This is a genomic window from Aromatoleum toluvorans, from assembly GCF_012910905.1.
Lineage (GTDB): Bacteria > Pseudomonadota > Gammaproteobacteria > Burkholderiales > Rhodocyclaceae > Aromatoleum > Aromatoleum toluvorans.
This window is the reverse complement of the sequence record NZ_WTVN01000031.1, coordinates 1-12546: the sequence shown is the minus strand read 5'-3', so window position 1 is coordinate 12546 and position 12546 is coordinate 1. Positions and strand designations below refer to the sequence as shown.

General features: G+C 68.5%; 9 protein-coding genes. 7 read left to right on the top strand and 2 right to left on the bottom strand.

The window, feature by feature from the left end; genetic code table 11:
• Positions 1 to 58 precede the first annotated feature (58 nt).
• From GPA22_RS17420 to GPA22_RS17405, 4 genes are all read left to right on the top strand, one after another.
• Entirely contained in the window at positions 59 to 1357 is a 1299-nt protein-coding gene (locus GPA22_RS17420) for a TolC family protein (protein WP_169257326.1), read from the top strand.
• The gene (locus GPA22_RS17415) at positions 1354 to 2874 is read left to right on the top strand and encodes an efflux RND transporter periplasmic adaptor subunit (protein WP_169257325.1); all 1521 of its coding nucleotides are present in this window, start codon (positions 1354 to 1356) and stop codon (positions 2872 to 2874) included. Before GPA22_RS17420 ends, GPA22_RS17415 begins: the two co-directional genes overlap by 4 nt.
• Positions 2871 to 6059: an efflux RND transporter permease subunit gene (locus tag GPA22_RS17410; RefSeq protein WP_169257324.1), complete on the top strand. Its 3189-nt coding sequence runs from the start codon at positions 2871 to 2873 to the stop codon at positions 6057 to 6059. Before GPA22_RS17415 ends, GPA22_RS17410 begins: the two co-directional genes overlap by 4 nt.
• A 108-nt stretch (positions 6060 to 6167) precedes the next feature.
• The gene (locus GPA22_RS17405) at positions 6168 to 6530 is read left to right on the top strand and encodes a copper-binding protein (protein WP_169257323.1); all 363 of its coding nucleotides are present in this window, start codon (positions 6168 to 6170) and stop codon (positions 6528 to 6530) included.
• Between the two features lie 40 nt (positions 6531 to 6570).
• Here the strand turns inward: GPA22_RS17405 and GPA22_RS17400 are convergent, their stop codons facing one another.
• Positions 6571 to 7464 carry a LysR substrate-binding domain-containing protein gene (locus GPA22_RS17400; protein ID WP_169257322.1) on the bottom strand — a complete coding sequence of 298 codons (894 nt, stop codon included), beginning with the start codon at positions 7462 to 7464 and terminating at the stop codon, positions 6571 to 6573.
• Between the two features lie 81 nt (positions 7465 to 7545).
• Between GPA22_RS17400 and GPA22_RS17395 the strand changes: the two genes are divergently transcribed.
• The 3 genes from GPA22_RS17395 to GPA22_RS17385 all read left to right on the top strand — a co-directional run bounded on the left by GPA22_RS17395 (position 7546) and on the right by GPA22_RS17385 (position 11202).
• The gene (locus GPA22_RS17395) at positions 7546 to 8766 is read left to right on the top strand and encodes a M20 aminoacylase family protein (protein ID WP_246264486.1); all 1221 of its coding nucleotides are present in this window, start codon (positions 7546 to 7548) and stop codon (positions 8764 to 8766) included.
• 61 nt (positions 8767 to 8827) lie between these two features.
• Complete coding sequence (locus GPA22_RS17390) at positions 8828 to 10195, top strand: MFS transporter (protein WP_169257321.1); 1368 nt, start codon at positions 8828 to 8830, stop codon at positions 10193 to 10195.
• Positions 10196 to 10455: 260 nt separating this feature from the next.
• On the top strand, positions 10456 to 11202 hold the full coding sequence (locus GPA22_RS17385; RefSeq protein ID WP_169257320.1) for a pirin family protein: 747 nt from the start codon (positions 10456 to 10458) through the stop codon (positions 11200 to 11202).
• Positions 11203 to 11366: 164 nt separating this feature from the next.
• Here the strand turns inward: GPA22_RS17385 and GPA22_RS17380 are convergent, their stop codons facing one another.
• Complete coding sequence (locus GPA22_RS17380; protein ID WP_169257319.1) at positions 11367 to 12299, bottom strand: LysR substrate-binding domain-containing protein; 933 nt, start codon at positions 12297 to 12299, stop codon at positions 11367 to 11369.
• Positions 12300 to 12546 lie beyond the last annotated feature (247 nt).

The following is a 12546-nucleotide window of genomic DNA, read 5'->3' as shown; positions in this document are numbered from 1 at the left end:
TCTCATTCCGTCCGTAGCGCTGCTGCGGGCGGTGTCCTGACTTGCTCCGGAGGTTTTCATGTCGACGTCGACCAAGACGCAGAAGAAGCATCGCCGTGCGCGTGCGGGGTGGCTGGCGGCCGCCCTGGCGCTGATTGTCTCCCCCGCCGCACCGGCCCAGCCGGTCTCGCCCCTGAGCTTTGACGAGGCGCTGCAGCTCGCCGTCGCGGACTCGCCGCGGCTCGCCGCCCAGGCTCGCGCCGCGGAGGCGGCCGAGGCCGCGATCACGCCTGCCGGCCAGTTGCCGGACCCCAAGCTGACCCTGGCGGTGGATAACCTGCCCGTGAATGGCCCCGACCGCTGGAGCCTCACGCAGGACTTCATGACGATGCGCCGGGTCGGCGTGATGCAGGACTTTCCCCGCGCGGAAAAGCGCCGCCTGCGGGAAGAACGTGCCCGTGCCGAAGCCGACAGGGAAGGTGCCACGCTCGTCGCGCAGTCCGCGGCGGCCCGGCAGGAGATCGCGACCGCCTGGCTGGATCAGTGGTTCGCCCAGGCGCAGGTCGGCACGCTGGCGGAGCTGGAGCCGGAAGCGGCGCTCGTGGTGGACATCGCCCGCGCCCAGCTCGCCGGCGGCAAGGGCAGCGCGGCCGACGCCCTCGCTGCCCGGGGCGCGGCCGTCGCCCTCCAGGACCGCCTCACGGAGGTCCGGCGCGACCTCCTGCGCGCCCGCTCGGCGCTCGCCCGCTGGGTCGGCCCGGCGGCGACCCGCCCCCTGAGCGCGCCGCCCGATCTCACGGCGCTGTCCGCTCCGCCCGAGCGCCTGCTCGCCGGCATCGAACACCACCCCGAGCTTTCCGCCTACGGCCCGATGGCGGCGATGGCCCGCGCCGAGGTCGGTCTCGCCCGGGCCGCCAAGCAGCCCGACTGGAGCCTGGAGCTCGCCTACCAGCAGCGCGGCCCGGCGTTCTCCAACATGGTCTCCGTGGCGGTCCGCATCGACCTGCCCTTGTGGGGCGAGAAGCGCCAGGATCCCCTGATCCGTGCGCGCGAGAAGCAACTCGAGCAGGTCGAGGCCGAACGCGAGGACGCCCGGCGCATGCACGCGGCGGAACTGCACGCCGACATCGCCACCTGGGAGAGCGCGAAGGAGCGCGCCGCGCGCCTCGCCAACGAGCTCGTGCCGCTCGCCCGCGAGCGGACCGCGGCAGCGCTCGCCGCCTACCGGGGCGGGCGCGGCGACCTGAGCGCGGTGCTCACCGCCCGCAGCAACGAAATCGAAACCCGCCTCATGGCCATCCGGCAGCAGGCCGAACTCGGGCAGGCCTGGGCCCGGCTCAACTTCCTCCTCGAAGCCCACACTGCGGAATCGCAATGAACAAGATCACGGCAATCCTTATCGGCAGCACGCTTTTCGCCCTCGGTGCGGGCGGCGGCTACTGGATCGGTCGCCAGGCGCCCGACGCGGCGGCCGGCACCTTCACGACCGGCAGCAGCGCCGCTGCCGCGAGCGACAGGACCGACCCCGAGACCGGGCGCAGGGTGCTCTACTGGCACGACCCCATGGTGCCGGGGCAGAAATTCGACAAACCCGGCAAGTCGCCCTTCATGGACATGGACCTGGTGCCGGTCTATGCCGACGAAGGCGGCGAATCGGGCACCGTCACCATCGATCCCCGCCTGCAGCAGAACCTGGGAGTGCGCATCGTCGAAGTGGCCAGCAGGCCCCTCGCGCCCACGGTCGAGGCCGTGGGCTCGGTCGCCTTCAACGAACGCGCGGTCGAAGTGGTGACCGCCCGCGCCACCGGCTTCATCGACAAGCTCTACGTCCGGGCGCCGCTCGACCCGGTGCGCGCCGGCCAGCCGCTGGCCGAGCTGCTGGCCCCCGACTGGGTGGCGGCGCAGGAGGAATACCTGGCGCTGTCGCGCAGCGCCGCCCCCGATGCCGAGGTCCTGCGCGAGGCGGCCCGCCGGCGCCTCATGGTGCTGGGCATGCCGGAGAGCGTCATCCGCAGCGTCGAGCGCGAAGGCCGGCCCCGGACGCGGGTCGTCCTCGCCGCCCCGATCGACGGGGTGATCGGCGAACTGTCCGCGCGGGAAGGCATGACTGCGGCGATGGGGAGCCCCTTGTTCCGCATCAACGGCCTCGCCACCGTGTGGGTGAATGCCGAGCTGCCGGAAGCCCAGGCCGCCCTCGTCCAGCCGGGCAGCCCCGTCGCGGCGCGCCTGGCGGCCTACCCGGCCGAGCGCTTCACGGGCAAGGTGGCGGCGCTGCTGCCGGAAGTGGATCCGGCCACCCGCACCCTGAAGGTGCGCATCGAGCTCGCCAATCCCAAGGGGCTCCTGAAGCCGGGCATGTTCGCGACGGTCGATTTCTCGCCCGCCGCGCCGCGCCAGGAGGTGCTCGTGGTGCCGAGCGAGGCGCTGATCCGCACCGGCACGCGCAACCTCCTGATCCTCGCGCTCGACGGCGGGAAATTCCGACCGCTGGAAGTGGAACCGGGCATCGAGACCGACGGCCTGACCGAAATCCGCAAGGGCCTGCAGGCAGGGCAGAAGGTCGTCGCTTCCGCGCAGTTCCTGATCGACTCCGAGGCGAGCCTCAAGTCCACGGTCGAGCGCATGGGCAGTCCGCCCGCCGCCGCGCCGGGACCCGCGCAGCACCACGGCGAAGGCGTCGTCGAAGCCATCGACAAGGAGCAGGTGACGCTCTCCCACGGCCCCATCCCGAGCATGAACTGGCCGGCCATGACGATGAGCTTCAAGCTGCCTGCCGGCGCGCCGCAGGTCGAGGTGGGCAGCCGGGTGAACTTCGACTTCGCCGCCACGCCCAAGGGCGAATTCGAGATCCGGTCGATCGCGCCCGCGACGTCCCGTGCGGAGGCCGGACGATGATCGCCGGGCTCATCCGCTGGTCCATCGCCAACCGCTTCCTGGTGCTGCTCGCCAGCGTGATGGTGAGCGCGTGGGGGGTGTGGTCGGCCGCGCGCACGCCCCTCGACGCCCTGCCGGACCTCTCCGACGTGCAGGTGATCATCCGCAGCACCTGGCCGGGCCAGGCGCCGCAGATCGTCGAGAACCAGGTCACCTACCCCCTCACCACCACCATGCTGTCGGTGCCGGGGGCGAAGACGGTGCGGGGCTATTCCTTCTTCGGGGACTCCTTCGTGTATGTGCTGTTCGAGGACGGCACCGATCTCTACTGGGCGCGTTCGCGCGTGCTCGAATACCTGAACCAGGTGCAGTCCCGCCTGCCGGCGGGGGCCAAGCCTTCACTCGGTCCGGACGCCACCGGCGTGGGCTGGGTCTATGAATACGCGCTGGTGGACCGGAGCGGCAAGTACGACCTGGCGCAACTGCGCGCGCTGCAGGACTGGTTCCTCAAGTACGAGCTGAAGGCGGTGCCCAACGTCGCCGAAGTGGCGAGCATCGGCGGCATGGTCAGGCAGTACCAGATCGTGCTCGACCCCGACCGGCTGCAGGCCTACGACATCCCCCACGGCAAGGTGATCGAGGCGGTGGCGCGCGCCAACCAGGAGACCGGCGGCTCGGTGCTGGAACTGGGCGAGGCCGAGTACATGGTGCGGGCCGGCGGCTACCTGCAGAGCCTCGACGATTTCCGCAAGATTCCCCTGAGCACGTCCGGGGCCGGCGTGCCGGTGCGCCTGGGCGACGTCGCCCGCATCCAGGTGGGGCCGGAGATGCGCCGCGGCATCGCCGAGCTCGACGGCGAGGGCGAAGTGGCGGGCGGCGTGATCGTCATGCGCTCGGGCAAGAACGCCCTGGAGACCATCGCCGCGGTCAAGGCGAAGCTCGCCAGCCTCAAGTCGTCGCTGCCGCCGGGCGTCGAGATCGTGCCCGCCTACGACCGCTCGGACCTCATCGAACGGGCGGTGGACAACCTGTCGCACAAGCTAGTCGAGGAATTCATCGTCGTCGCGCTGGTCTGCGGCATCTTCCTGTTCCACCTGCGTTCGGCCTTCGTCGCCATCGTGTGCCTGCCGCTGGGGGTGCTGATCGCCTTCATCGTCATGCAGCACCAGGGGGTGAACGCCAACATCATGTCGCTGGGCGGCATCGCGATCGCCATCGGCGCGATGGTGGACGCGGCGGTGGTGATGATCGAGAACGCGCACAAGCACCTCGAGGCGTGGCGTCACGCGCACCCCGGCGAGCACCTGTCGCCGGTCCTGCACTGGGACGTGATCGCCCAAAGCGCGGCCGAGGTCGGGCCGGCGCTCTTCTTCTCGCTCCTCATCATCACCCTGTCCTTCATCCCGGTGTTCACGCTGGAAGCCCAGGAGGGGCGGCTGTTCTCGCCGCTCGCCTTCACCAAGACCTATGCGATGGCCGCCGCCGCCGGCCTCTCGGTGACCCTGGTGCCGGTGCTGATGGGCTACCTGATCCGCGGCCGCATCCCGGACGAGCAGGCCAATCCCATCAACCGCTGGCTGATCGCCGCCTACCGGCCGCTGCTCGACGCCGTGCTGCGCCACCCCAAAGCGACGCTCGTTGTGGCGGCCGTGACGGCCCTGGCGACGGTGTGGCCGGCGAGCCGCATCGGCGGCGAGTTCATGCCGCCGCTCGACGAGGGCGACCTGCTCTACATGCCTTCGGCGCTCCCCGGGCTGTCCGTCGGCAAGGCGCAGGAAATCCTGCAGCAGACCGACAAGCTGATCATGACCGTGCCCGAGGTCAAGCGGGTGTTCGGCAAGATCGGCCGGGCCGACACCGCCACCGACCCGGCACCGCTGGAGATGGTCGAAACCACCATCCAGTTCAAGCCCCGCAGCGAGTGGCGCCCCGGCATGACGCCCGAGAAGCTGGTGGAGGAACTCGACCGCACGGTGAAGCTCCCGGGTCTCGCCAACATCTGGGTTCCCCCCATCCGCAACCGCATCGACATGCTCGCGACCGGCATCAAGAGCCCGGTGGGGATCAAGGTGGCGGGCACCGACCTGCGCGAAATCGACCGCGTCGCCGGCGACATCGAGCGCGTGGTGAAGACCGTGCCCGGCGTGAGTTCCGCGCTGGCCGAGCGGCTTACCGGCGGGCGCTACATCGACGTGAAGATCGACCGCGACGCCGCCGCCCGCTACGGCCTCAACATCGCCGACGTGCAGAGCATCGTCGCCTCGGCGGTGGGCGGGGACAACATCGGCGAGACCATCGAAGGCCTGCAGCGCTTTCCCATCAATGTGCGCTACCCGCGGGAAGTGCGCGATTCCCTGGAAAGGCTGCGGAACCTGCCGGTCCTCACCGAGCGCGGCGCCCGGATCACCCTCGGCACCGTGGCCGCGATCCGCATCGACGACGGCCCGCCGATGCTGAAGAGCGAGAACGCCCGCCTCTCGGGCTGGGTGTATGTGGACATCCGCGGCCGCGACCTCGAGTCGGCAGTGCAGGACATGCAGCGTGCCGTCGCGCGAGAGGTGAAGCTGCCGCCCGGCTACTCGCTGTCGTGGTCCGGCCAGTTCGAGTTCCTCGAGCGTGCCCAGGCCAGGATGCGCGTGGTGGTGCCCTTCACCCTGCTCATCATCTTCGTCCTCCTGTACCTCATCTTCGCCCGCTTCGACGAGGCCCTGCTCATCATGGCCACGCTCCCGTTCGCGCTGGTGGGCGGCTTCTGGCTGATGTACGCCCTCGGCTACAACCTGTCGATCGCCTCGGCGGTGGGCTTCATCGCGCTCGCCGGCGTCGCCGCCGAATTCGGGGTCGTGATGCTGATCTACCTCAAGAGCGCCTGGGAAGAGCGCGAGAACCTGCCCCGGCCGCAGACGACGGCGCTGCTGGACGACGCCATCCGCGAGGGGGCGGTGCTGCGCGTGCGGCCCAAGGCGATGACGGTGGCGGTGATCCTCGCCGGCCTCGTGCCCATCATGCTGGGCGGCGGCACCGGCTCGGAGATCATGCAGCGCATCGCCGCCCCCATGGTGGGCGGGATGATCACGGCGCCCCTCCTCTCGATGTTCGTGATCCCCGCCGTCTACCGCCTGATGCGCGGGCGGCGGCTCCCGCGCGACGCCACCGGCGAAGCGCCGCCCGCCCGCGTCGCCGACGATGCGGAGGCGCCGCGGTGAGCGCCGCGCGCCACCTGGACCCGAAGTTCCGGGGCGGAGGCGGACCGCAGCACGGGTCCGCCTTGCCCCACGACAAGGTTTTTTCAACCCGCAGTGAAAGGAAACATCATGAAGCAGACCGCTACCCTGGCCCTCGTGGCTGCCCTGACCCTCGGCGCCGGCACGGCGCTCGCCGCCGACAAGATGGACGGGATGGACATGAAAGGGATGGACATGGGCAAGAAGATGGGCGACATGAAGGCCGCGCCCGGCGCCGCGCACAAGGCCGTCGGGATCGTGAAGGCGATCGATGCCGCGGCCGGCACGGTGAGCGTCGCCCACGAGCCGGTGAAGAGCCTCGAATGGCCGGCGATGGTGATGGGCTTCGCCGTCAAGGACAAGGCGCTCCTCGACAAACTGGCCGTGGGCAAGAAGATCGAGTTCGAATTCGTCAAGGAGGGCAAGGGCTACACGCTCACCAGCGCGAAATAAGCGCGCGCGCCGCCGGCGCGGGCTGCCCGCCGGCGGTGCGTCAGGCGTCGCGCAATTGACGTGCGAACAAGGCCGCCAGCGGCCGGGCCGCGACGCTCAGCGGCATGCCGCGCAGCGTCAGGATGCCGAGCGACATCGGCGGCGGCAGCGGCTCGACGGCGAACTCCTGCAGCCCGGCACCGAAGACCGGATCGCGCACCAGCACGGTCGGGCCGAAGCCGATGTGGTCGGTGCGCCGCATCAGCTCCAGCATCAGCGTCGGCGACGCGCAGCGCACGGTGCTCGCCGGCACGTCGATGCCGTTGGCCTCCAGCCAGTTCACCAGGTGGCTGCCCTGGCTCGCCCCGGTCAGGTTGAGCACCCAGCTCGCGCCGCGCAGTTCCGCCCAGGTCCGCGCGCCGGCGAGCGGATGGCCGATACGCCCCGCGGGCACCGCCGGGATGTCCGCCAGCCGCTCGAAAGCCACGTCATACGGAAGGTCCTGCGCATTGGCGAGCGCCACCGCGAAATCGAGGCGCCCTTCGATGATGCCCGGCACCACGTTGGTCAGCAGCCCCTCCTCCAGGCTCAGCGCCGCATGCGGCTGGGTGCGGCGGAATTCGGCCAGCACGCGCGCCAGCACCGTCGCCGCGACGAGCGGCGTCAGCGCGACGGCGATGCGCGCGCCCGCCCCGCCGCGCAGCAGCCGCACCTCCTCGCGCGCCTTCTCCAGCGTCGCCAGCGCGAGCCGCGCACGCACCAGCAAGGCCTGGCCGGCGGGCGTGAACACCACGCCCTTGTAGCTGCGCGTCAGCAGCTCCGCCCCCACGTCCTCCTCGAGTTCGCGCAGCGCCTTGGTCAGCGCACTCTGGCTGAGATGCATCGCCCGCGCCGCCGCCCGGATCGAGCCGGCGTCGGCGACCTGCACGAGCGCCTTGAGCTGATGGTCCTTCATCGCAAGCAGTGATCTCCATTGGTTGTCACCCAGGAAAAAGTACCGTCTTCCGCGATAGTTGGCAAATTCTATTATCCATTCATGAATACCATTGATCGCCACCTCCCCGACGAAGCCGCCATGAAGACCTGGCGGCGCACGATCCACCAGAACCCCGAACTCGGCTTCGACGAGGTCGCGACGAGCAAGCTAGTGGCCGACTCGCTCGCGGCCTGGGGCTTCGAGGTCCATACCGGCATCGCCGCGACCGGCGTCGTCGGCGTGCTGCGCTGGGGCAATGGTGTGGACAAGAGCGGGCCGCGCCTGGGCATCCGCGCCGACATGGACGCGCTGCCGATCCAGGAAGAGACCGGCCTGCCCTGGGCGAGCCGCAACACGGGCCGGATGCACGCGTGCGGCCACGACGGCCATACCGCGATCCTGCTCGGCGCCGCGGAGCTCTTCGGCCGCCTGCACCGCGAAGGACAGCTGCCCGGCAGCGGCACGCTGAACCTGATCTTCCAGCCCGCCGAGGAACTGGGCGGCGGCGGCGGCGCGAAGCGCATGATCGAGGAAGGCCTGTTCGAGCGCTTTCCCTGCGATGCGATCTTCGGGCTGCACAACTATCCCGGCGTGCCGACCGGCCACTTCCGCTTCCGCCCCGGCCCCTTCATGGCCTCGTCCGACAAGGTGCTGGTGCGTTTCGACGGCAAGGGCGGGCACGGCGCCCTGCCCCACATGGCGGTCGACCCCACGCTCCCCGCCGCCGCGACGATCCTCGCGCTGCAGTCCATCGTCGGGCGCAACGTCGATCCGGTGGACATGGCGGTGATCAGCGTCGGCCGCATGACGGCCGGCAAGGCCTACAACGTGATCCCCGGCAGCGCGGAACTGGAACTGAGCGTGCGCGCACTCGACCCGGCCGTACGCGACCGGCTGGAAACGCGCATCTGCGAGCTCGTGCGCGGACAGGCTGCAGCCTGGGGCGTCGAGTGCGACATCCGCTACGAGCGCGGCTATCCCGTGCTGATCAACAGCGCCGAGCATGTGCGCCTCGGCGCGGAAGTCGCCCGCGCGCTGATCGGGGAAGACAAGGTCCAGGACGACGCCGCGCCGATCTCCGGCAGCGAGGATTTCGCCTTCATGCTGCAGCAGGTGCCCGGCTGCTACCTGCTGATCGGCAACGGCGACAACGGCTTCGGCGGCGGCGAGCACCTCGGCCCGTGCAGCGTGCACAACCCGCACTACGACTTCAACGACGCCTGCCTCGCACCGGGGGCCGCCTTCTGGGTGGCGCTGGCGCGGCGCTTCTTCGGCGGCTGAGCGCAAGGCCGCCGCACACAAAACAACAGCTCATACATATGGACGAGAGGAGATACACGGAATGAGCAGTCACGACACCGCCCCGCGCGCGAAGCAGATCATCGCGGCCGTCATCGGCAACGCACTCGAATGGTACGACTTCATCGTCTTCGGCTTCCTCGCCGTGGTGATCTCGCGCCTCTTCTTCCCCGCCGACAGTGAATACAGCTCGCTGCTGATGGCCACGGCGACCTTCGGCGTGGGATTCTTCATGCGCCCGGTGGGCGGCATCCTGCTCGGCATCTACGCCGACCGCAAGGGACGCAAGGCCGCGCTGCAGCTCATCATCGCGATGATGACGGTGTCGATCGCGCTGATCGCCTTCGCCCCACCCTACGCCGCGATCGGCCTCGCCGCCCCGCTCCTGATCGTGCTCGCACGCCTGCTGCAGGGCTTCGCGACTGGCGGCGAGTTCGCCAGCGCGACCGCCTTCCTGATCGAGAGCGCCCCGCCCAACAAGCGAGGCCTGTATGGCTCGTGGCAGATGTTCGGCCAGGGCCTGGCGGTGTTCGCCGGCGCCGGCGTCACCGCGCTGGTCACGCGCAACCTCTCGCCCGAAGCGCTGGACGCCTGGGGCTGGCGCGTCCCGTTCATGATCGGCCTGCTGATCGGCCCGGTCGGCCTGTGGATCCGCCGCCACCTCGAGGAGACCGAAGCCTTCCTCGAAGCGCACGAGGCGCCCGCGGAGAAGCAGTCCCTCGCCCGCATGCTGAAGAACCACCTGCGCGAAGTGTTCGCGGTCATGGGGGTCACCGTCGGCGGCACCGTCGGCTTCTACGTGATCCTGGTCTACATGCCGACCTTCGCCACCAAGCAGCTCGGCATGGCGCTGTCGGACGCCTTCACCGCCCAGGTCATTGCGGTGGCGCTGATGACGCTGCTGATGCCGGTGTTCGGCGCGCTGTCGGACCGCATCGGGCGCAAGATCCTCGTGATCCTCGCGCTGGCCGGCCTGCTCGTCGCGTCCTACCCGCTGCTCTCGTGGGTGCATGCCGCGCCTTCGTTCGAACGCCTCGTCACGATGCAGGCGGTGCTGTGCATCCTGCTCGCGACCTTCTTCGGGCCGATCTCGGCGGTGATGGCCGAGCAGTTCCCCGCCGGCGTGCGCTCCACCGGCCTCGCCCTCGCCTACAACGTCGCAGTGATGGTGTTCGGCGGCTTCGCCCAGTTCATCGTCACCTGGCTGATCCAGAACACCGGCGTCGTCATCGCGCCGGTGTTCTACGTGATGTTCGCGGCCGCACTGGGCTTCGTCTCCGCCCTCTTCCTCACCGACCGCACCCACGTCGCGCACCTCGCGGCGGTCGACGAGGAAGCCGCCGTGCCGCAGGCCGGGCCGCGCGGCGAGAAAGCCGCCATCCACCCGCGCGCCGCCGCCAGTCACACCTGAAAACGGCGCACGCCGTATCCGCCCCGACGCATATCCCCATGCGGCCGCAATCGAAAGGAGATTGCGGCCGCGTGGCGCATGCCGCGACGGCCATTCGCTGAATAAACCCGGGCAGCCCGGACCGGACGACCCCGCTGCCGCACGGCATGGCGATTGTATTGTTGCAATATGCCCAAAGATCTTTTGCGCCGGCGTCGATTTATCGTGCACCTCGCCATGATTAAAGTGGCTCCGTCCAGACACCTCCCGGAGCCCACACGATGTCCCCGCAGTTCCGCAAGATCGACGCTTCCACCCTGCATTACCTGCCTGCCAGCGACCGGCATCCGGCCGACACCTACTTCCACTTTTCGTTTGCCGATTATTACAACCCCGACAACATCCAGTTCGGGGCGCTGCGGGTCATCAATGATGACGACGTCAAGCCCCACGGCGGCTTCGACCGCCATCCGCACCGCGACATGGAGATCGTCAGCTACGTCGTCGGCGGCAAGCTGACGCACTGGGACAGCGCAACCAACGTCGAGGCGACGATCGGTCGCGGCGACGTGCAGATCGTCACCGCCGGCACCGGCGTCTGGCATTCGGAACTCAATCGCCACGACGAGTGGTGCCGCTTCCTGCAGATCTGGATCCTGCCGCCGGCGGCGAATCTGCCGGTGCGTTATGCCCAGCGCCGGTTCGAGCCGCAGGACCGCCTGAACCGCCTGCTGCACATCGTCGGCAACACGGAAAACCGCGACGAAGTCCCGCTGTACCTCAACCAGGACGTGAATCTCTACGTGAGCGAGCTGCAGGACCCCGAGGCGCGCGTGAGCTTCACGGTGCAGGCCGGACGCCAGGCATATGTGAACAACATCGAGGGGCATGTCGCGGTCAAGGGCGTGACCGAGCTCGCGGAACGCGATGCGCTGGAAGTCGTCGGCCCCGCCGAACTCGAATTCTCGCTGGCCGGCGAGCACGCGCACTTCATCATCATCGAGATGGCGGAATCCCCGGATCGCTGACGCACGAAACGTTCCGTGCAGCGGCGGGCACGGCCTGCCATCGTCCGACGCTGCGACCGAAAGATACCCGTCGCCTCGATCCTGTCGGAGGAACCGACCGTTCCTTCGATTGCCGATTCGCTGATTTCCGGTGCCTGCTGCAAAATGGAACCGGAAAAGTCCTCTTATGCAGTGACGGCGGTCGGACAACTCGTCTGACTGAGTATTCGCGGTACTTCCCGGGCGAGATAATCGATCAGGATCCGCACCGAAGGCAGCAAGCCCTTCCGGCTCATGAACACTGCATGGACGATGGTGGGCCGCGTGTGCCAGTCGGGCAGCACATTCACCAACTCCCCCGTCAGCAGCAAAGGCATGCAGATGTGTTCGGGCAACAGTGAAACGCCGAGCCCCTCGATGGTGGCCTTGCGCAGCAATTCGAAATCACTGCAGAACAATCTCGGCTTGAGCTGAAAGCTGCGCGTCTGGCCCTCTGGGCCGACCAGTTCCCACACATCTTCATCGGCATCCTCCACCATCGACAGGATGGGAAGGCTCGCAAGGCAATCGACGGTCGGCCGCTGTCCGAAGGTCGCGAAGAATTGCCGGCTCATCACGAGCACGAGTCGGCTGTGCCCCAGCGGCCGCACGATCAGATTGTGGTCGTTATCCAGCCGCGATCGCGCGCGGATTGCAATATCGACCCGATCCTCGATGAGATCGGCGCGGCGATTGATGACCTTCAATTGCACGCGGACCTTCGGATATTGCTTCATGAAACCGGGCAACAGATCGTCGACGAGATTCTGGATCAGTCCCTGAGGGCAGCTCACCCGAACGATTCCCTGCGGCTCGGCATGCGACTGCGCCGCCACTGATTCGGCTGCCTCCGCGCCCGCCAGCATGGTCTGGCAATGCTCGTAGAACGCGCGCCCGACATCCGTCATCCGCGACTGGCGCGTCGAGCGATCGAGCAGGCGCACTTGCAGCCTTTCTTCGAGCTTTGCCACGCGTTTGCTCAGGGTCGCCTTCGGTACCCCGATCTGTCGCGCCGCGGCCGAAAAGCCGTGGTAGGTCACGACCGCGTGGAAATAGTAGAAATCATTCAAGTCGAACATGGCGGCCGGGAGATGTGCCTTGCGCCCGATTATATGCCCTAACTCTGCCGTGCATTGTCTCCCCCGGGAAACAACGTATCCCATTTGCACGTGCTTATCAGCGAATTGTTGCGGACCTAGGGAGACGCTGATTTATTCGGACACCGTCGCCCCGTGCGATCGATGCGTTTGAGATAATTCTGTCAGCCCATGGCCTCCGAGACTGAGCATGCAATCGAGCTTTTCCGACCTTGAGTACGCTGCGAAG